The organism is Pseudomaricurvus sp. ABR4_320 (genome assembly GCF_056159445.1).
This window is the reverse complement of the sequence record NZ_JBSWVF010000002.1, coordinates 14,308-35,205: the sequence shown is the minus strand read 5'-3', so window position 1 is coordinate 35,205 and position 20,898 is coordinate 14,308. Positions and strand designations below refer to the sequence as shown.

Here is a 20,898-nt window from a genome sequence, read left to right as displayed (position 1 = left end):
GAATGTTACAGATACGTCAAAATTCGTTATTCACCACCCTGGCAGCGCTCGGTGGTTTACTGTTTGCAATTGGTGAAAAGACCCATGCCGATGACAATGTTTATATGTTTAACACCCTGCCAGTGCAAGAAAGCTCGCTCGCCAGCTTTTTACCCATAATGCGACACAACGCCCAAGAATCTCGGCAGGAAGCTGGCAATATTTCATTTGATGTCTTTCGTAAGGAAACTGGCGAACCAACCATATATTTGTTCGAACAATGGCAAAGTGCTGCAGCCCTGGAAGCTCACATGAAAACCGCACACCTTGAAGGTGTGATTGACGCCGCAGGCAACGCAATGACACCAGGTTCAGCCGAAAAAAGTGTCCGACTGACAAAGCTGACAGAAGGTGAAGAACCCAACAGCGTCCCTGACGGTACGCGCAACGTTATCGTGACACTATATGCGAAACCAGAACAACGAGAAGCACTCAAACAAGCACTGCTCGACGTCGTGGCACCATCTCGCGGCGCGGAAGGTAACCTGCGCTACGATGTCTACCAAGACAAAGATAATCCAAATGCGTTCGTCGTGTTTGAGCGTTGGGTCTCTGTCGCATACCATGAAAAACATCTCGAGCAAAGTTACAACAAACCCTTGGTAAATGTTCTGAACACAGCGCTCGCTGAACCGATTGAAGCTTCCCGATTACTCTTAGTAGACGCTTCTTGAGCTAACATGGCTGCGCAGCGACTAAAACCAATAATCGGAAACTTTGCGCCCATCCAGAGGTAAAGATTCGAAGCGATCCAGGCCGTCAAAATGCTGGATAGGGATATCGGCAACATCGTTGTAATCCTGCACCAATCGCAAATTGACAGCGATGCGCAGACGGCCATCAGGCTCTTCCACCTGGCTTCGCCAGTATGCGACACAACCACAGGTCTCACAGAAGTGAAACTCAATATAGGTATCGCGAATGTAGGATCTGGTTGGGCCTGTTACCGTGATGCCTTCATTTTCGTAGCCATACCCCCACAAAACGCCATAGCGACGACAGATAGAACAGTTGCATGCCGTGGCCGTTTTCGGTTTCGAAGAGACGTGCCACTCCACTCGTCCGCATCCACAGTGTCCTGTCAGCATGTCAATCTCCCTCCTGACATTGTTGTTCTTTAACGCCAAAAATCTCGGTGCAAAGCAGCAATTTCTTCCGCCACTTCAGGAAAGGGGCCAGCCACGGATATCGACTTCTGGCTGTGTTCAAAAATGTAGCGGCTCGGTATATCCATGGTTGGATTTTCTTGGCTGTTGCCAGTGAGGTCGAGCAACTGCCGCTCCGACATACCATACACCAGACGGCCAATATTCGCCCAGTATTGAGTACCCGCGCACATTGCGCAAGGCTCCGCCGTTGAATAGAGCGTCATACTCCACAATGCTTCCGGGCTGTATTTTTCGGCTGCTCGCCGAGCCAGGGTAGACTCTGCGTGATTGACGCTATCGATATTGCCCTGCTCCATCAGTATTGTTTTGTGATCCGAAGCAACCAGAATAGCACCAAAAGGATGATGGCCCTCAGCCATAGCGTCTCGCGCCACATCGTTAGCTTTACGAAGATTTAGAATCATCTGAGCTCGAGATGGCGACGCGTTATCCGCCACAGCGCCAACCGCTGTTAAAACAGCCCCAAACGTCAAAGCCAACGAAGACTGCTGACAAAGCGCCCGACGAGAAATACCCTTTGTATCCGCCATCGGCGAAATCCCCCCTCTTTCAAACCACTGATCAACCGGCGTTATCGCGCCAAAATCCATAGTACGTCATTCACCGCTGTACTGCAGCTCACCGAGACGTTGAGGGAGGACGGTGTACCTGAAGCGAGCGTTTTTGCAGCTTTAATTTATGGGTTTCCTGGACGACCTTTGCGTCAATCATCTGTTTCGTCTGTCGGCTCGCAGACGAAATCAATCCGGGAATCAAGCGGGATTCTGGCAGGTTTCGCCAATACTTCTTAGGCATTTCTGCACACATGGCGTCGACCTTAAGACGAGCTGGATTAAAAATGCTCTGATAGTAATTTAACCACAAACCCTCTATCTCATCGTCAATCTCGGGAGGGCTGCTGCATCCGGGAGTAAACAACAATTCTTGTCGATGCCAATGAACACAGACCGAGGGTGTTAAAATCGACCAATGCATATTGTGAAATCGCTTTACAAAAAAATCACTGGCTCTTTCAACAATATCGTGGGCTGGCTCAAACCACGCCAAAAACAAAGACTCACCATCATCAACCGAGACCTCTTTAAAACGGACGAACGCGTGCATTTTGTGGACATCACGGGCAATGGTTTTAGATCGACTCAAGCAAAGGGAGGTATCTTTGTCCAACTCATCACTCAACAAACGTCGATTTTCATACACCAACCGCCACGCCAACCGATACAACAAGGCCCAGCGATCGTCTGATCGAAAACAGGCGACTCGCTCGGCCAACCCTAAAAATTCGACAGGGATACAGGGTTGCTCATTGACAACGGGAAAAGCCTCCAGCTCATCCCCCGCAAACATCAACCCCTGCTGCTGGCCCGATTCGCCTGCAGGCGTCCAACTCACAGACGCCGGGTCAACCTTGCGTTGCAAAAACTGTCGAGCCTGCCGCCGCCAATCAGAAAAGCTCTCCACGGCAATGTGTAGCATGGCTAAAAGAGCCCCATTTGTACGGGTTCCAAAAATCGATCACGTAAGTTTTGTTGATCGAGCTGTCGAGTCGCCGGGTTGTAATCAGACGTTTCCACAAATGGAGCAACTTTCTTTAGCGATGCCCCCAATGACTTCAAATCCTGCAAGCGTAAAGATCGAAACCGCCGCGTTTCCACGATACGCTGCGCGCCTCGGGTGCCGATACCTGGCACCCGCAGTAACTGTTCCCGGCTTGCTCGATTGACATTCACCGGAAAACAGTCTCGATGCGCCAACGCCCAGGCCAACTTGGGATCAATGGACAAATCCAGCATACCTCGCTGAGTCGCGCCCTGCGTCACCTCAGTTACAGAAAAGCCGTAAAACCGCAGCAACCAATCCGCCTGATAGAGGCGATGCTCACGGATCAACGGCGGTGACTTAGATGGCAACTGTGCCGCCGAATGAGGAATTGGACTGAACGCAGAATAATACACTCGTCGCATTTGATAGGTGCTATAGAGCCGATTCGACAACGTCAGTATGTTGGCGTCATCACTCGAATCCGCACCAACAATCATCTGTGTACTTTGCCCCGCAGGAGAATAAATACGCGGCTTTGATTTGGATCGCTGATTGGAAACTATCTGCCGTTGCGCCCTCGCCTCCTTCGACTCATCAATGTGTTCTTTAAGCGTTGCCATCGAATGCAACATGGTCCCTCGCGTCTTCTCCGGCGCCAGACGAACCAGTGACTCCTCCGAGGGCAACTCAATATTGATACTGAGGCGATCGGCGTAGAGCCCCGCCTCCTGCAAAAGTTCCGGACTGGCTTCGGGAATGGTCTTCAAGTGAATGTATCCGCGGAAATCGTGATCCAGCCGTAGAGACTTGGCCACCCGAACCAACTGCTCCATGGTGTAATCAGACGACTGTATGATGCCAGAACTTAAAAACAGCCCTTCAATATAATTGCGACGGTAGAAATCCAGCGTGATCTTAACGACTTCCTCTGCACTGAACCTGGCGCGCTTAACCGGGCTAGACAAGCGATTGACACAATAGTGGCAATCGTAGACACAGAAATTGGTCAGTAGTATTTTCAGCAGAGAGATACAGCGCCCATCCGGGGCATAGCTGTGACAGATTCCCATACCGCCAGAAGTCGACCCAACACCACGCCCCCCCTTGGAGTGGCGCTTGATGGAACCACTGCTGGCACAGGATGCATCATACTTGGCGGCATCCGCCAGAATGGCGAGTTTGCGATGAAGAGTGTCGAGAGGAGACATCATACGCGACAAAGCAGACCTCTAGCTGGTGACGGTTTAATGCTCGGCGCACAAGAACAGCCAAACACTATACTGTAAATATAAACAGTATATCAACGAGAGATCGAAGTGCCAACAAGGTATGATAAGGCCTCCGAGAAATCACCTCAGATGCCACGCTCCCGTAGAAGCAGCCCACCTGATTTTAAGACTTACTTCAAACGACCATGAAATTGAAATTTCAAAACTTTAGAAGACAAATAGATGCAGACGCCATAAACGGCGATACACCTTATCACCCGCCCACCCTCAATATGTACTAACGGCACTGAAAAGCAAAAAGCATGTGGCTAAAAATAGAAATTACAGGATTAATTCTAGGCCTGCTAAGCGTAACAACATTGTTGATAGAAGTATTTTTTTGGAAATATATACCGGGTGTCGTTCACCAGTATTTTTACGGTGGAGAGCCCGGAGCCATTATCATAAGCTTACTTCTACTCGCCGGAATGGGTAGCTCTCTGTTGTTCTTCGTCAACCTCGTGTGTAAACGATTTTACGGGTGGTGGTTACGGCTCCTTGCGATCGCAGCACTGTATTTTGGCTTTTCGATAATTGCTGCATCCGGAATTTAGCCATGAACAAAGTTTAATTAATGTTGCTGCAGCCCAGCGTTCTGTCACATCTTAGCCTCCAAACGTTCCCATGAGGGGCTTATCCACAATCAAACAATGTTCCTATTTGGTTTGTCAGTGTTTACTCGCAACAGTATTCTAGGCCACTGCAACCTCGAGACTTTAACCCTACCCTTCCTCCACAAGGAGTGCCCACGATGGTTACCAAAGATCAACTTTCAGAATTTTTACGAGAGGAGTTCCCTCAAACCAAGTGCACGATCATCCACGTAGGTGAGCAAAAAGCAACAGTTCGACACGAGATCGGACACGCCGAGTTAAGACCCGGTGGCACAGTCTCTGGGCCGGTATTGATGGCTATTGCCGATGTGGCACTCTATGTGGCTATTCTTGGGGAGATTGGTATTGAGCCACTGACCGTGACAACCAATTTGAGCATTAATTTTCTTCGCAAACCCTCAGCAGAAGCGGCCATTATCGGCGAGTGCACACTGCTGAAGGTCGGCAGATCGCTGGTGGTCGGCGACGTCAATCTGTATTCAGAAGGTGACGACAGGCCCGTCGCTCACGTGGTGGGCACCTATTCCATACCCCCCAACAGAAGCTAAGAGACCATCGCCCTTCCCTCCTATTTTCCAAGCTTATCGATTTCTAATCCCGCCAATATAAAGGGGCCGATTCCGTGGGCATCATCCACCACAACCGCCTCACCAATGTAGTATTCAAAGCTGCCAGAGCGATAGGGATCACCCCCCAAGCCCGCACTGCCACAGATGTTATTTAAATGCACTCGCTGAGTTTTTGGATCGACTTCCAAAAGATCGCGCTGAAGTCCGTTAAACGCCTTACGCGCAGACTCGGCTTTGGCATCATCGAGATATTCCAGGCGCGCGCCTTTGGCAAAGGCATAGGCGAACATGGCGCTGCCCGAGGCTTCTTCGTAATTTCCGCTACGCCCCACTTGATCTGTCACCTGCAACCAGAGGCCAGAAGGCTGCTGAAACGCCTCAACGGAATCTGCCAATCGTTTAAATATAGTCAGCAAGCTGTCATAACGAGGATGCTCTTTCGGCATGACCTCCAACGTATCCACCAATGCCATCAAATACCAACCCATTGCCCTTGACCAAAAATGTGGCGACAAGCCCGATTCTGGATTGGCCCAAGCCTGCAAGCGGGATTCATCCCAACCGTGGTAAAGCAAACCGGTCTTATCATCGAGCGTTTTCTTTTCGATCAATTCAAATTGGTGAGCGATATCATCAAAGGACGCACTCTGTTGTTCGCCCTCTTCAAAAGCTGCCGCGTATTGCGCGTAGTACGCGGAGCCCATATACAAACCATCCAGCCACATCTGCCAGGGATAAATGCGCTTATGCCAGAAACCGCCCTCACGCGTACGCGGCTGCCAATCCAACTGCCGACGCAGGCTTTGCATCGCGGTCAAATAACGCGAATCTTCGTACTTTTCATACAATAGGAACAACAGCTTACCGGCGTTAATATCGTCGATATTGAATTCGTAGATGATATAGTCTTTGATGTTTCCATCCTTATCAATCAAATCATCCACGTAGGTTTTTACGTAATCCAAATAATCAGAATTCCCGGTCTTTTGATAAAGCCGTTCAAAACCCAGCAACACCAATCCATAGGTGTAAGACCACTGAGGTTCGGTCAATCCCTTGTGGGGACGCATCGCCCAGGCCTCGGGGCTCCTCGCCATAGAGGTATTGGCGACTCGCTCGACCCACTCCAGCTCGCTGTCGGCGCGGGCGCCTGAGACAGTCAAAATCAACACTAGGGATAAGAACCAACGGGATAGGTTTAACCTTTCGAACATGATCGATAACCTTGTTATTTTCTTGGAATGAGTGACTTGCACGTCCACTAATTAAAACGCTCTTAAAAACCAAAAAAGGCACTATCGCAATGACGTTGATAGTGCCAAGAGAGAAGTTCGGTTAGAAACCAGGACTAAAACGCAGCTCGCAAGCCCAGGAAATATTGCGCCCCAGTGTGATTGTATTCTCTCACCCGGTTTTCAGAGCCAACGTACAGGCGCTCCTCTTCATCGGTGATGTTAATGGCCTCGAACGTCAGCGTGAAGTGTTCGTCCAGGTTATAAAACGCGCTGAAGTCTATGTGGGTCGTGCCCGAGGTTGCCTCAATCGAATTACCATTACGCCCTGGCACTTCGGTGTTGTAGTCATCGCGATCATTCATTGAGAAACGCGCGCCATACACATCGGTTTCATAATACAACGTAAAATTCCAGGAGTTTTCCGATAACCCAATCAAATCCGCAGTAACGATTTCAGAACCGGTGCCATACTCGGACTCCGATTGCACCCAGGTATAGTTACCGGTAAAGCCCATGTTATTAAAAGGCGCGGGCAGAAAATGGAAAGGCTGCTGGTAGGCCAATTCAAACCCTTTGACTTTGGCACCATCATTGTTGATTGGCTGAGTGTGCGTCCAGGGATCGGTAACCGGCACCCAGGTGCTCGGATCGTAATCCACATCATTGACAACCAGATTGGCGTAGATCGGATCCAGTGTTCGCTCCACCGTGTCAGAGGCAATAAAACTCTCGATGTCTTTATAGAAAAACGTACCGGCTAACAGGGACTCTTCATCGAAATACCATTCAGCCCCGATATCCACAGACTCGGCACGCATCGGATCCAAGTCAGGATTGCCGCCAGACAAGGTTCCATTGACGCCGGAATAGGATGAGGTGGGAGACAAGCTCCCCAAACCGGGCCGCGACATGTTACGGGCAATGTTCATTCGCAACTGCAGTTCGTCGGTCATTTCCCAAACAAAGTTGACCGAAGGTAAAACATCGACGTAGGAATTTTCAACCGTGACCGGAACAAAGCCATCCGTTACGGCAACAGCCCCTTCCATCGTTGCACGAGTCTCAACCACACGGATACCGGCATTGGTCCGCAAAACACGACCGAACAATTCCGATTCCACATCGAATTCAAAATAGGCGCCGAGCGTTTCTTCTTCAACACGCCAAGTATTACCGGCGGTTTCATCTTCAACCCAGCTGCCCAATTGATAGGCATCAATGGTCGCACCAAAATTATTGACGAGAAAATCCCTAGGAAAACCGTTCGGTGCTCCTAGACCTGTACCAAAATCATCGACCGGAACGCCCTGGGTCAAGCCGAGTACCGAATCCGGCGTGGTGCGATCGACAATATTGGATTCCAGCGAGTCCACAACACGATTGTTATAAATGACCCCAGTGCGAAAGGTCGACGTATCGCCACGAACTTCAAGGTCAACCTTTGCGGTTTTGTTTTCTCGGTCAACATCGTTCGCACGAATTGTAGGCCCGGCAAACTCATAGAAATTGGGATCCATGATGTCGTAGCCATACGTCAGCTCAGCGATATTGGCATTGGATTGGAAATCATAACCGAACGTTTGTGCTTCAGAGGTAATGATATTAAAGCGGTACTGCTCTACTCGAAATTCAGACTCAGCCCAGCCCAGCAATCCACTTAAGGTGACGTCATCGGTAATATCGTAGGTTCCCGTAAACACATATTGGTTGAAATCCGTTTCCGATTCGGTCAAACGACTTTCTGTACGCAGAAAAACATCGTTAAAATTACCGGCGATGATATCTGTGCCGGCGTCGTTTAGCGTGACGTCTGTCGGGGTAATGGATCCATAATTGCTGCGGAATTGAGCATCAAAATTGTAGGATTCACGGGTGTTTTCAAATTTTGAGTGCGCAAAATCCAAACCGAACTCTAACTTATCGGTTGGGCGAATTTGAAAGGACGCTGTCGCACCCAAACGATCCTGCTCGTTGGCAAAATAATCGGTACGGGGCAGCCTTGGTGTCCAGGCGTCATCCAGGGTATATCCGTCAGCAAAATCACCATTCACGTTGGTACCGCTGGTGTCGGCCCAGCCATCGGCTCGCTCCCAACGTACCGTACCAAATCCCTCCTGTCGCACACTTCGCTCTGTGGAGGCAATAGAAAACAAGGCTCCGATGGTATCGTCTGCAAAGGTATTACTGACCATAAGAGAGACTCGCGGGTCATATTCATCGGTCAAGCCGTTATAACCTCCCTGGACAGACATGGCGGAATGGAAGCCCGGATCATCAAAAGGCTTGGCCGTATAAAGATCGACTGTACCCGCCAGCCCACCCTCTTCAACAGCCGCGGTTGGCGTTTTGTGGATATCAATGCGGTTAAACAACTCGGAGGCAAACACGTTAAAGTCGAAAGACCGACCGCCATTCAAGCCACCCGAAGAATCCAAGCCATCAGTGCTGGCAGGCACCTCCATACCGTTCAAGGTGGTTCGGGTAAATTCCGGCCCCAAGCCGCGAATGGTAATTTGCCGCCCTTCGCCCCCCTCTCGAGAGATCGCCACACCTGGCACACGCTGGAGTGATTCCGCCAGGTTTAGATCAGGCATCTTACCCATATCTTCTGCCATGATGCTTTCACGGGAGTTGGCCGCATCACGCTTAGCATCAATCGCCTTGGCCAAACTCTGACGATAGCTGGCCTCAACGACAACTTCTTCCATTGTATCTCCGCCCTGAGCCTGAACTAAGGCACTTTGCGACCCGAGTGCACCGACTGTCGATACGGCGATCCAAAGGGGCGTTCTTTTTAGAGTTATTTTCATCTTGCGCATCCTCTACAGGTGTTATCGTTCGCAACCAAGACGGCGTCGTGGCTGCGAGTTATTACTGTTTAACGGGGATTTCTTTTCTCGATATCTATTTTAATAAGAGGCTTTATGGCGTTTTCCAATCCAGAGAGCCCTTCACGCTTTGACCGTTGATCATCACATTATCAAATGTCAGGTTTTCTACGTTGTCGAGAATCAACGTGCGTTCAGCACTGTCGACGGTCACATTCTTAAAGGTGAGATCTTTCACCGGATAGACATCCGAGGCATGTATTTCAAGAAAGGTGCCCGCTTTTTCAACCCTCACATCTTCAAAGACGATATCGCGATAAATGGAAGGGTGCTGTCCATCTAATTCACCGGGATAATCCAACTGAAACCAAAACAAATCCCGAAAAGACTCAACCTGTAAGCCTTTCACACGAATGTGCTCCACCACGCCGCCCCGGTCCAAATTGGCTTTAAAACGCACGGCGGAAACACCGGTTCGCAGTATGTTGTCGGTAAAGAAGACGTGGCGAATGTCGCCGGACATCTCACTCCCCAATGCGATGCCATCTTCACCGCCCATGTCGTTTTTGCGAATCACAACGTATTCCGATGGGATCCCCACGTTTCGACCATCCGCATCACGCCCCGATTTCACCACAACAGAGTCGTCGCCGGTACGAAAGAAATTGTTTTCGATCAGCACATAAGAGCTGGAATCAACATCGATGCCGTCGTTATTTGAATGGTGACTGTCGACCCGCAAATTGCGCACGGTCGCATGTCGGGTATAAACCAGGTGATTTATCCAGAACGGAGAATGTCGAGCTTCATAACCGTCTAACAGCACGCGCTCAGCATCAAAAAACTGGATAAGACTGGGGCGCAAAAAGTGTCCCTCGCCAAACTGACGATGTTCAACCGGCACCCCTTCAATGCCCATTTTGCGCAGCGCCAACTGATCAGGCTTCTCTTTAGGATACCAATCAAAAAACTCACTGTTTTCATTGCCGTCGATGATGCCTTCGCCGGTGATTGCGACATCAGTGACACCGGTAGCATAAATGAGCGGCGAATAACCGTAGACCTCTGTACCCTCCCAACGAGTTTTAACGACGGGGAGATAGTCGGCCACATGCGGACTAAAGGTGAGATGCGCTCCGGCGCTGAGGTGTAGATCAATTTTGCTTTGCAGATGAATCGGACCGCCGCTGAACCACTCGCCAGCGGGAATAACCACACGCCCTCCGCCAGCTGCCACGGCAGCATCAATGGCGGCCAAAATTGCTGGACGGATATCCGCGCGCAAAGCTTCTTCATCGGCATAGGATGCAACCGCGAAGTCCCGATCAGGAATTTCCGGCAACTCGATCGCTGCGACAATGCCTTCTTCTGTCACCGGGGATTCCTCTGCCGCACTCGCAACAGAGAAAAGCCCCAACACCAAACAGATCGCAAAAACACTGCCTTTACTGATTTTCGAAACGTCCATGCAGGTAACTCTTATTATTGTGTTATCGGGTAATACTGTGTCGCTGGTTTTCGCGAATACGACTCTGGTAAATCGATATTCCAAAAACTGCGGAGGACATACGACAATCAGAAATATATAATGACTTGAGAGATTTGTCGTACGTCATCGTACAACTATGGTAATGGTATTTCCCAATTAATCAATAAGAATCTTTCCCAATGGCCCCACCAAATCGCAAACGCGCCCCCAACCTAACCCAAAACCTGGTCGCTCAACTCACCGCCCTTATTCAGTCAGAAAGCGTAAAACCGGGCGAAAAACTGCCGACAGAATCGGCACTCATGAAAGACTACAATGTCAGCCGGACAGTCGTTCGAGAGGCCATCTCACAACTGCAGGCTGCAGGCATCGTTGAGACTCGCCACGGTATTGGCACCTTTGTTCTCACCTGCAACAAAGAGGCAAAATTCAACATCGACCCAGCCACCATCACCACCCTGGAAGATGTGATCGCCATACTGGAATTACGCATCAGCCTGGAAGTTGAGTGCGCCGCCCTCGCCGCGGAAAGAAGGACAGAAAAGCAGCTAAAAGACTTGAAAAGTGCGCTAGATCAGCTGCGTTACAGCGAAAACTCACAACAGGATGACAACGTCTCTTCGGACTTCGCATTCCACCAGCAAATCACCCGTGCCGCGGGCAATCGTTATTTCACAGACATCCTCGACCATCTGGGCACATCTATCATTCCCCGCACCCGCCTAAAAAGTGCAACCCTCCCCCAGGGCGACCAACAAGCCTATCTGGTGCGACTCAACATGGAACACGAAGATATCTATATGGCGATCGCCCGCCAGGACGCTGCCGCAGCTCGCGCAGCGATGCGCATTCACCTCACCAACAGCAAAGAACGCCACCGCGCACTGCATTCCGCCGCCAAAGAAAATCTCCAACATTAAGATTCCTGAAGAGGTCATGACGACTTGACCACCTATCGACTCAGTTGTACGATGTATTACGACTGATAACGATAACTCATCCCTTGCGGAACTCTGAATACTCGCTTTAGCGCCCCTCCCAAAGGCGCGGCGCTCCTGTGAACAGAGAACCGTTGTCAGCAGCCCGGCGTCAGGAAGCTGTCATGGTAAATCGGCGGTTTCCGGCACATTTATTCGGCCTCAGGACAGGACAGATCACCACATGACACCTTCAGAACTCAAAAAAACCATAGGCTCGGGCCTGCTCTCATTTCCCGTCACAGACTTTGACGCCAGCGGCACCTTCAATCCTGATGGCTATGCTGCACGCCTGGAATGGCTAGCCCCCTTTGGCGCCAGTGCACTGTTTGCGGCTGGTGGTACAGGGGAATTCTTTTCCCTCGGCCAGGAAGAATACCCCCGTATTATCGAAACCGCTGTACAGGCTTGTCGTGGTCAAGTGCCGATTATCGCAGGTGCAGGCGGACCACTGCCCCTGGCACAACAGCAGGCGCGGGCGGCAGAAGACTCTGGAGCACAGGGTTTGTTGCTGCTCCCCCACTATCTGACCGAAGCCAGTCAGGAAGGTCTGATCAACTATGTGACAGGCGTCTGTCATGCGGTCGACATCGGCGTCATCGTTTACAACCGCAATGTCTGTCAGCTAACGGCGGAAAGCCTCGAAATACTGGCAGAACGCTGCCCCAATTTAATCGGTTTCAAAGACGGCGTTGGCCAAATCGAAACCATGGTTAGCATTCGCCGCAGACTGGGTGATCGCTTTTCATACCTCGGCGGATTGCCCACCGCCGAAGTTTATGCCGCAGCCTACAAAGCACTCGGCGTTCCCGTCTATTCCTCTGCGGTATTTAACTTTATTCCCAAAACGGCGATGGCGTTTTACCGCGCACTGAGCGAAGGTGATGAGCACACCGTTAATGCCTTGATCGACGATTTTTTTCTACCCTATCTCGCCATCCGCAATCGCTGCCCTGGCTACGCCGTCAGTATTGTTAAAGCCGGAGCCAAACTGGTCGGCCACGATGCCGGCCCCGTACGCGCACCACTGACCGACTTGCACGCCGACGAGATGGACATGCTCGCCTCGTTAATCAGCACTCTCGACGAATAACCCAAATACGGAGAAGGCAAATGACGCAAACACACCAACACTTTATCAACGGATGCTGGGTCGAAAGCAGTGACTACACAGCAAACATCAACCCCTCTGACACCAGCGAAGTCATCGGTCACTACGCTAGTGGAAACGCCTCACAGGTTAACGACGCCGTTGCCGCAGCGAAAGCGGCATTTCCCGCCTGGTCGCAAAGCAATATACAAATGCGCTCTGACGCACTCGACAAAATCGGTACGGACATTCTTGCCCGCAAACAAGAATTGGGAAAACTGCTGGCGCGCGAGGAAGGCAAAACCCTTGGCGAAGCCATCGGCGAAGTTGCACGGGCGGGCAACATCTTTAAGTTTTTCGCAGGCGAATGCTTAAGACTGAGCGGTGAAACCCTGCCCTCCGTAAGGCCGGGTGTCGACGTCGATATTACTCGTGAAGCTATCGGCGTCGTGGGCTTAATCACCCCGTGGAACTTTCCCATCGCCATCCCCGCCTGGAAGATTGCCCCCGCTCTCGCCTACGGCAACTGCGTCGTGATCAAGCCCGCCGAACTGGTCCCCGGTTGCGCCTGGGCACTGGCAGAGATCATCAGCCAGGCAGGATTGCCCGCAGGGGTTTTCAATTTGGTGATGGGTAAAGGTCGGGATGTTGGCGACACCCTTGTAAACCACTCGGACGTTGCCGGTGTCAGCTTTACCGGCAGCGTCAAAACCGGACGCGCCATCGCCCGTCAATGTGTAGCACGACAAGCGAAGGTGCAACTGGAAATGGGCGGCAAAAATCCGCAAGTCATTCTCGATGATGCCGACCTGGAAAAAGCGATTGAGCTGTCTGTGCAAAGCGCGTTTTATTCCACTGGCCAACGCTGCACGGCCTCCAGCCGCTTGATTGTGACGGATAAAATTTATCCCGCGTTTATCGAAGGTATTCAGGCACGCCTGCAAAAAATACGTGTTGGTCACGCCCTCGCAGAGACCACCGATATCGGCCCCGTCGCCTCAGAAGCTCAGCTGGAACAAAACCTCTCCTACCTGAACATCGCTCGCGATGAAGGTGCAATGCTGGTGACTGGCGGTGAGCACCTGGAGCGGGACACCCAAGGATTTTTTATGGCACCGGCACTTTTTACCGATACCACGCCGGATATGCGTATCAATCGCGAGGAGGTCTTTGGACCCGTGGCCAGCGTGATTCGCGCGGCCGACTATGACGAAGCGCTCGCGTTAGCCAATGATACCGAGTTTGGACTTTCTGCCGGGATAGCGACACAATCGCTGAAATACGCCAATCACTTTCGCAAGCACGCACGCGCCGGGATGGTCATGGTGAACCTGCCGACGGCCGGAGTGGACTACCACGTACCTTTCGGCGGCTGCAAAGGTTCATCTTACGGATCGCGAGAACAAGGCAGCTACGCCAAGGAGTTTTATACCACCGTAAAAACCAGTTACAGCGCCTGCTGACGGCGAGACGCCAGCAACCGAATATTTGATTGGTAACCCCGCGCCGATCGACAGACATCGCCATGCATCGATACCTATAAAGACAACATCATGGATACGCAAAAAACCACGAAGGTTCGCTACCAGATCCTGCTTATGCTGTTTCTGGTTACCACCATCAACTACGCCGACCGGGCAACCCTGTCCATCGCCGGGGCCAGCATTCAGGACGACCTGGGCATCAGTGCCGTCAGCCTGGGCTATATTTTTTCTGCTTTCGGCTGGGCTTACGTCATCGGCCAGATTCCCGGCGGCTGGTTGCTGGATCGCTACGGATCCAAACGCGTGTACGCCGTCGGCATCTTTACCTGGTCGCTCTTCACCTTGCTGCAGTCGTTCGTCGGTTATGTGAGTGCAGCCAACGCGGTCGTGCTGCTGTTTTTCTTAAGAGCGATGGTTGGGCTGGCAGAAGCACCGTCTTTCCCTGGGAATGCGCGTATTGTTTCCGCGTGGTTTCCCACGGCCGAACGGGGCACGGCGTCAGCGATATTCAATTCCGCACAATACTTTGCCACCGTACTCTTCGCCCCCATTATGGGCTGGGTCACTTACACCATGGGCTGGCAATCGGTGTTCTTTCTGATGGGACTGCTGGGCATTATTTTCTCAGGCATTTGGCTCGTCACCATCTACAGCCCTAAAGAGCACCCCCGAATTCATGCGACCGAGTATCAGCACATCGAAAGCAATGGCGGACTCGTAGACATGGATACCCCATCGGCAAAAGGACAGGGGCCATCCTGGAAACACATTGGCACTCTGCTGTCGAATCGGATGCTACTGGGTGTTTACCTGGGACAATACTGCATCAACGCCATCACCTATTTCTTTTTGACTTGGTTCCCCGTGTATCTGGTCAAAGAACACAATATGACCATACTGAAAGCTGGCTTCTTCGCCTCTCTGCCCGCGATCTGTGGATTTATTGGCGGCATACTGGGTGGCGTAATTTCCGATGCATTATTGCGCAGGGGCCATTCACTGAGCGTCGCCCGCAAACTGCCGATTGTGACCGGTCTGCTGCTTTCCACCAGCATGCTGGCTTGTAATTATGTCAATACCCAGTGGCTGATTATCGGATTTATGGCGCTGGCCTTTTTCGGCAAAGGGCTCGGTGCATTGGGTTGGGCCGTGGTATCAGATACCTCCTCCAAACAAATCGCGGGGCTTTCCGGCGGTATCTTCAACGCGTTTGGCAATGTCGCGGCAATCACCACACCGATCATCATTGGCTACATCGTAAATGCCACCGGCTCTTTTGAATGGGCGCTGGTGTACGTTGCAGGCAATGCGGTGATCGCCGTTTGTTCCTACCTGTTTATCGTTGGCCAGATTCGCCGGGTAGAACTCCCACATGACGACGGCTCAGATAATAAAACACCCACTCAGCAGCCCACCCGATTGAAGGCGTCCCATGCAATTGATTAAACATACGGAATCGCCCCGCTACATTCGCCTGAATGAGAAAGACAATGTGGGCGTCATCGTCAACAGCGGTGGCATCGCCAGCGGAGCGCAATTTGACGACGAACTTATTGCACAGGAAGCCGTTCCTCAGTGCCATAAAATCGCCCTACAGATGATTCCTGCCGACACGCCAGTGATCCGCTACGGCCAAACCATCGGCTTTGCCAAAGAGGATCTGCCAGCAGGCTGCTGGGTAAAAGAAAACCAATTGCACATGCCCGCAGCCCCCGCATTGGATAGCCTGCCATTGGCCGACCAAATACCGGCAGATCCAGCCCCCTTGGAAGGCTACACCTTCGAAGGCTATCGCAATCCCGATGGCAGTGTCGGCACTCGTAACATTCTCGGTATTACCACGACGGTTCAATGTGTCGCCGGCGTTTTGCAACACGCCGTAAAACGCATCAAGCAGGAGCTGCTGCCGGATTATCCCCATGTCGATGATGTGGTCGCTCTCACCCACAGTTATGGCTGCGGCGTCGCCATCAACGCCAGAGATGCCTATATTCCGATTCGCACGGTCCAAAATATTGCCCGCAATCCCAATTTTGGCGGGCAGGCCTTAGTCATCGGGCTGGGCTGCGAAAAGCTGCAGCCGGAACAGATCATGAATACAGAACACTATGCCCTGGGTGAGGAAGAACGCTGGCTCTACCGACTGCAGGAATCGGATCTCGGCTTTACCGATATGGTCGAGCAGATCATGTCACTGGCAAAAGACCGACTGACGTTACTGAATCAACGACGAAGAGAAAGCTGCCCGGTTGCGGATCTTATCCTCGGCATGCAATGTGGGGGCAGTGATGCTTTCTCTGGCATTACTGCCAACCCCGGACTCGGCTTCGCCGCGGACCTGCTGGTCAGGGCGGGCGCAACGGTACTCTTTTCGGAAGTGACCGAAGTCAGAGATGCCGTTTATATGCTGACATCCCGTGCAAAGACGCCAGAAATTGCGCAGGCGATTGTGCGCGAAATGGATTGGTATGATCGCTACCTGCAACAGGGTCAAGCCGACCGTAGCGCCAATACGACTCCGGGTAATAAATCTGGCGGCCTGTCCAATATTGTCGAAAAGTCGCTGGGGTCCATCGTCAAATCCGGCAGCAGCGCCATCAGCGGCGTACTTGGACCAGGCGAGCGAGCCGACACCAAAGGCCTGGTATTCTGCGCAACTCCGGCCAGCGATTTTGTCTGCGGCACCCTGCAATTGGCCGCAGGAATGAATTTACATGTGTTTACCACAGGGCGCGGAACCCCTTATGGATTGGCCATGGTGCCGGTGGTTAAAGTGGCGACACGCAGTGATTTGGCACAACGCTGGCCGGACTTAATGGACGTAGATGCCGGGCGTATCGCCAGCGGCGAATCGACGCTGGAAGAGTTTGGCTGGGAACTCTTCCACTACTATTTGGATGTGGCCAGTGGCCGTAAACAGACGTGGGCGGAAACCCATCAATTGCACAATGATTTGACGCTGTTTAATCCGGCCCCAATCACTTAACAGTTTAGCGCAAAGACCAGTCGCTTAACCTGCACAGTTATTACCTTAAGTATTCTGACGATAGCCAGGTTAGAACGTCTTTGGATGTGGGTATCGACCCAGAGTGAACAACGCTTTCGCCTACAACGACCGCCGGCGTGCTCATTACCCCATATTGCATGATGACCTCCGGATCGGTCACTTTTGTGACCGTTATATCAACACCTTTTTGATGAGCCAGAGATTCAATTAGCTCAGCTGTTTTGACACATTTTTTACAACCGCTCCCTAAAACTTTAATGTCTTTCATTGTACATTCCTTAAAAAATCAGACTGAGGTTTAGCAGCCAACCGATTACGGTGAAGGAAATCAACAGCATGATGAAAATCAAGCTGAGTAATTTCCAATGCATCACCTGCTTTAACAGAATAAATTCCGGAAAGCTTGCCGCGACAGTACTCATACAAAAGGCGATAGTGGTACCTAACGGCAGACCTTTTACGATCAAACTTTCCATCACCGGAATCACACCGGTGGCGTTGGAATAGAGAGGGATTCCCAATAGTACGGCTGCGGGAACGGACCACCAATTACCTCCGCTCAAGTAGGATTCAATCCAATGATCCGGTACAAAGCCGTGCAATGCCGCTCCCAGGCCCACCCCAATAAAGACCCACTTCCAGACTCGAGAGAAGATATCCGTTAACTCCTGCCAGGCAAATTCGTGGCGATCCCTTAGCGTTAGTACAGACTCACGTTGTTGAGACCCAACAGGTTGAGTCGCACCCTTTGCATAGGCTTTCTGGGCAAATCCCACCATATTTTTCTCTGCGTGTAGAGCATCCAATATCGCACCACAGATAATCCCGACGATGAGCCCCAAAGCGATATAGATCAATGTAATTTGCCAGCCGACAAGACTTAACAACAAAATCACTGCCACCTCATTGATGAGCGGAGATGTTAGCAAAAACGCCATGGTAATACCCACGGGAATTCCAGCAGAGGTAAACCCTAGAAACACCGGGATACTGGAACAGGAGCAAAAGGGTGTTACCGCACCGAGCACACTTCCCATGACATAACCAACAGCACGGGGTTTACCGGCCAAATAATCCCGAACGGCAACGACATTCAAGGATGCTCGTAGCAACGCGATGATATAAATCATCAACACCAACAGGAAAAAGATTTTGGTGGTGTCTTCAACAAAGAAATGCAGCGCAGAACCCAAGCGTGTATCCGGTTCTAGACCAAGCTGGGAATACACTAGCCAAGAGGCGAACTGACCGAACAGGGATAACATGCGAACAATCCCTAAGAGAATCCAAGGAGAAAACGGCGGAGCGAATCAATTAAATCACTCACTCCTCCTTAAGAAGAGTACTGGTTATCTAACAGATTCGACATCAGAAACGCTTGAGGAATTGACGGCTATCAAAAGAATAGCAACAAAGCTATTCAGGACGGGATTTCTCTAAAAGATCATTGGTACGGGTGTAATAATCGCCACCCATTTTTCCCAAGCTATCGAGCAAGGTTTGATCGATTTGTCCCTCTACAAAAATGCGATCGGACACATAAACTGCAACGACATCCAGTAAGACCAGGCTGCCACCGGCCGGCAGAGAGCTGATCCGAACCACTTCCCGTAAACGACATTCGTAGCGCACTTCGCTATCGGCAACAGAGGGAGGAGCCACACTCATACTCGGCTGCGTTGAGAGCTGGGCGAAATCAATTTCACTGTGATCCGGTGGTAAAGCAGCACAGGTCTGATTCATCGGCTCAAGCAGCGGCGCACTCACAATATGCACCACACACTCTTTTGTCGCGAGCAAATTGGTGAGCGTGTCTTTGTCTCCACCCGTGCGCGGTGTCCCCTGTGTCACACTGAGTACCGGAGGATTACAACTGGCCACAGTAAAGAACGAGTATGGCGCCAGGTTTGCCACGCCCGTAGCAGAAAGAGTGCTGATCCAGGCAATCGGACGAGGCGTGATGCCTCCCACCAGCAATCGATAATTCTCTTGTCCACTCAAGGTATCGGTTTCAAAAATCATAAACTCTCTCTCATGGTTCAACGACTGATGGAAGGCTCGACTAAATTAGCTGGCCAGGTAGCTGCAGCAGTAGTCCGTCACCTTGGTGATTTTTAATTTGAAACTGGAGTTTGCAGGAACTTCAAATGAGTCACCAGCGGCGACACTACGCCACTCTTCGCCCACCAATTGAATTTCCAATTCACCCGCCAAAATTTCCATCAGCTCTTTGGCGTCCGTATTAAACTCGTAGTCACCGGGCAACATAATCCCCAGGGTTTTCTTGGTGCCATCGGCAAAAACGACCGCGCGACTGGTGACCTTGCCATCGAAATAAACATTGGCTTCACGAATCACTGTGACATTTTCAAATTGCGACATACATTCTCTCTCTTTTACATCGTTCAGCGTTACACGCTGTTATTTCATTAATGACGCCAAGGCCTTCACACACAAGTCGACGTTTTCCTGCCGGGCGGAATAGCCCATCAAACCAATGCGCCAGACTTTACCGGCAAAGTCTCCGAGACCCGCGCCGATTTCCAGATTAAACTCGTCGAGCAACGTCGCCCGCGCACTCGCGTCGTCAATACCCTCAGGAATCCAGACAGAGTTCAACTGAGGCAGACGCTCAGCTTCGTCAACGACAAATTCTATACCCAAGCTGCTCAAACCGGCTTTCAGAGATTCATGCATCGCGCGATGACGAGCGAAACTCGTACCCAGCCCCTCTTCCTGCAACATAACCAATGATTCATGAAGACCGTATAAGGCGTTAACCGGTGCGGTATGGTGGTAAGCTCGCTTGGCGCCCGGCCCCCAATACCCCATCACCAGATTCATATCCAGAAACCAGCTCTGCACTGGCGATTTGCGATTACGAATGACCTCGGCAGCCCGTTCGCTGAACGTGACTGGCGACAACCCCGGGGGGCAGGACAAGCATTTTTGTGTTCCGGAATACACGGCATCGGCACCCCACTCGTCGACACGAACCGGCACGCCTCCCAACCCGGTAACGGTATCCATGATCACCAGACAGTCATGCGCCTTGGCCAGCGCGCAAAGCGCCTGAGCATCGGACTGAACGCCTGTAGACGTTTCAGCGTGTACAAACGCGAGGATCTTTGCATCACCGTTCGCTTTTAATGCAGCTTCCACGGCATCTAGGCTTACCGCTTTGCCCCAAGCATCATCAACGCGCACCGCCACGCCACCAGCGCGGGTAACATTTTCGATCATTCTCTGACCGAAAACCCCGTTCACGCAGACAATGACTTTGTCTCCTGGTTCGACCAAATTGACGAAACAGGCTTCCATTCCCGCTGATCCAGGCGCGGAAATCGGCAGCGTTAGTGCATTTTCTGTCTGGAAAGCAAATTGCAGGAGCGCTTTGATCTCGTCCATCAAATCGATAAAAGCCGGATCCAAATGACCGATGGTGGGTCGCGCGAGTGCGTCGAGAATTCTCGGGTGAACGTCTGAAGGGCCCGGGCCCATCAATGTGCGCAGGGGCGGCTTGAAACTTGTAATCATAGGATGTCCTTGACGACTGTCGAAAAAATGAGCAGACACAACAGCTGAAA

19 protein-coding genes are annotated in these 20,898 nt (G+C 51.4%); 7 read left to right on the top strand and 12 right to left on the bottom strand.

The features are described 5' to 3' along the window. Positions 1 to 2: 2 nt before the first annotated feature. A complete protein-coding gene (locus ACXAFR_RS03435; RefSeq protein WP_475171965.1) occupies positions 3 to 713 on the top strand; it encodes a putative quinol monooxygenase in 711 nt (236 codons plus the stop codon). 21 nt (positions 714 to 734) lie between these two features. On the opposite strand, the gene ACXAFR_RS03430 is transcribed toward ACXAFR_RS03435, so the two are convergent. The 4 genes from ACXAFR_RS03430 to ACXAFR_RS03415 form a co-directional block, all read right to left on the bottom strand. Continuing rightward, positions 735 to 1,127, bottom strand: a complete 393-nt coding sequence (locus tag ACXAFR_RS03430; RefSeq protein WP_475171964.1) for a GFA family protein — start codon at positions 1,125 to 1,127, stop codon at positions 735 to 737. Positions 1,128 to 1,156: 29 nt separating this feature from the next. Next, complete coding sequence (locus tag ACXAFR_RS03425; protein ID WP_475171963.1) at positions 1,157 to 1,738, bottom strand: nucleoside deaminase; 582 nt, start codon at positions 1,736 to 1,738, stop codon at positions 1,157 to 1,159. 88 nt (positions 1,739 to 1,826) lie between these two features. Next, entirely contained in the window at positions 1,827 to 2,684 is an 858-nt protein-coding gene (locus tag ACXAFR_RS03420) for a TIGR03915 family putative DNA repair protein (RefSeq protein ID WP_475171961.1), read from the bottom strand. 2 nt (positions 2,685 to 2,686) lie between these two features. Next, positions 2,687 to 3,961, bottom strand: coding sequence for a putative DNA modification/repair radical SAM protein (locus ACXAFR_RS03415; protein ID WP_475171960.1), 1,275 nt, complete (start codon positions 3,959 to 3,961; stop codon positions 2,687 to 2,689). Between the two features lie 808 nt (positions 3,962 to 4,769). On the opposite strand from ACXAFR_RS03415, the gene ACXAFR_RS03410 reads away from it, so the two are divergent. Continuing rightward, positions 4,770 to 5,180, top strand: a complete 411-nt coding sequence (locus tag ACXAFR_RS03410; protein WP_475171958.1) for a PaaI family thioesterase — start codon at positions 4,770 to 4,772, stop codon at positions 5,178 to 5,180. A 20-nt stretch (positions 5,181 to 5,200) separates the two neighbouring features. Here the strand turns inward: ACXAFR_RS03410 and ACXAFR_RS03405 are convergent, their stop codons facing one another. The 3 genes from ACXAFR_RS03405 to ACXAFR_RS03395 all read right to left on the bottom strand — a co-directional run bounded on the left by ACXAFR_RS03405 (position 5,201) and on the right by ACXAFR_RS03395 (position 10,732). Then, positions 5,201 to 6,415: a glycoside hydrolase family 88/105 protein gene (locus tag ACXAFR_RS03405; protein ID WP_475171956.1), complete on the bottom strand. Its 1,215-nt coding sequence runs from the start codon at positions 6,413 to 6,415 to the stop codon at positions 5,201 to 5,203. 134 nt (positions 6,416 to 6,549) lie between these two features. Then, the gene (locus ACXAFR_RS03400) at positions 6,550 to 9,246 is read right to left on the bottom strand and encodes a TonB-dependent receptor (protein ID WP_475171954.1); all 2,697 of its coding nucleotides are present in this window, start codon (positions 9,244 to 9,246) and stop codon (positions 6,550 to 6,552) included. Between the two features lie 112 nt (positions 9,247 to 9,358). Continuing rightward, the gene (locus ACXAFR_RS03395; protein ID WP_475171950.1) at positions 9,359 to 10,732 is read right to left on the bottom strand and encodes a glycoside hydrolase family 28 protein; all 1,374 of its coding nucleotides are present in this window, start codon (positions 10,730 to 10,732) and stop codon (positions 9,359 to 9,361) included. Between the two features lie 200 nt (positions 10,733 to 10,932). Here ACXAFR_RS03395 and ACXAFR_RS03390 point away from each other — a divergent pair, with 200 nt between their 5' ends. The 5 genes from ACXAFR_RS03390 to garD all read left to right on the top strand — a co-directional run bounded on the left by ACXAFR_RS03390 (position 10,933) and on the right by garD (position 17,290). Then, positions 10,933 to 11,673: a FadR/GntR family transcriptional regulator gene (locus ACXAFR_RS03390; RefSeq protein WP_475171948.1), complete on the top strand. Its 741-nt coding sequence runs from the start codon at positions 10,933 to 10,935 to the stop codon at positions 11,671 to 11,673. Positions 11,674 to 11,914: 241 nt separating this feature from the next. After that, a complete protein-coding gene (gene kdgD / locus ACXAFR_RS03385) occupies positions 11,915 to 12,823 on the top strand; it encodes a 5-dehydro-4-deoxyglucarate dehydratase (protein WP_475171946.1) in 909 nt (302 codons plus the stop codon). 20 nt (positions 12,824 to 12,843) lie between these two features. After that, the gene (locus tag ACXAFR_RS03380) at positions 12,844 to 14,283 is read left to right on the top strand and encodes an aldehyde dehydrogenase family protein (protein WP_475171944.1); all 1,440 of its coding nucleotides are present in this window, start codon (positions 12,844 to 12,846) and stop codon (positions 14,281 to 14,283) included. A gap of 90 nt (positions 14,284 to 14,373) precedes the next feature. Next, positions 14,374 to 15,750, top strand: coding sequence for an MFS transporter (locus tag ACXAFR_RS03375; protein WP_475171942.1), 1,377 nt, complete (start codon positions 14,374 to 14,376; stop codon positions 15,748 to 15,750). After that, complete coding sequence (gene garD / locus ACXAFR_RS03370) at positions 15,737 to 17,290, top strand: galactarate dehydratase (protein WP_475171940.1); 1,554 nt, start codon at positions 15,737 to 15,739, stop codon at positions 17,288 to 17,290. The genes ACXAFR_RS03375 and garD overlap by 14 nt, the downstream gene beginning before the upstream one ends. 40 nt (positions 17,291 to 17,330) lie before the next feature. Here the strand turns inward: garD and ACXAFR_RS03365 are convergent, their stop codons facing one another. From ACXAFR_RS03365 to ACXAFR_RS03345, 5 genes are all read right to left on the bottom strand, one after another. Next, positions 17,331 to 17,579, bottom strand: a complete 249-nt coding sequence (locus ACXAFR_RS03365) for a thioredoxin family protein (RefSeq protein WP_475171939.1) — start codon at positions 17,577 to 17,579, stop codon at positions 17,331 to 17,333. A 10-nt stretch (positions 17,580 to 17,589) separates the two neighbouring features. After that, a complete protein-coding gene (locus ACXAFR_RS03360) occupies positions 17,590 to 18,576 on the bottom strand; it encodes a permease (RefSeq protein ID WP_475171937.1) in 987 nt (328 codons plus the stop codon). Between the two features lie 151 nt (positions 18,577 to 18,727). Continuing rightward, the gene (locus tag ACXAFR_RS03355; protein WP_475171935.1) at positions 18,728 to 19,333 is read right to left on the bottom strand and encodes a flavin reductase family protein; all 606 of its coding nucleotides are present in this window, start codon (positions 19,331 to 19,333) and stop codon (positions 18,728 to 18,730) included. Positions 19,334 to 19,378: 45 nt separating this feature from the next. Further along, positions 19,379 to 19,693 (bottom strand): pyrimidine/purine nucleoside phosphorylase, encoded by a 315-nt coding sequence (gene ppnP / locus ACXAFR_RS03350; protein ID WP_475171933.1) that lies wholly within the window; start codon positions 19,691 to 19,693, stop codon positions 19,379 to 19,381. A gap of 39 nt (positions 19,694 to 19,732) precedes the next feature. Further along, a complete protein-coding gene (locus ACXAFR_RS03345) occupies positions 19,733 to 20,848 on the bottom strand; it encodes a pyridoxal-phosphate-dependent aminotransferase family protein (protein WP_475171932.1) in 1,116 nt (371 codons plus the stop codon). Between the last annotated feature and the right edge of the window lie 50 nt (positions 20,849 to 20,898).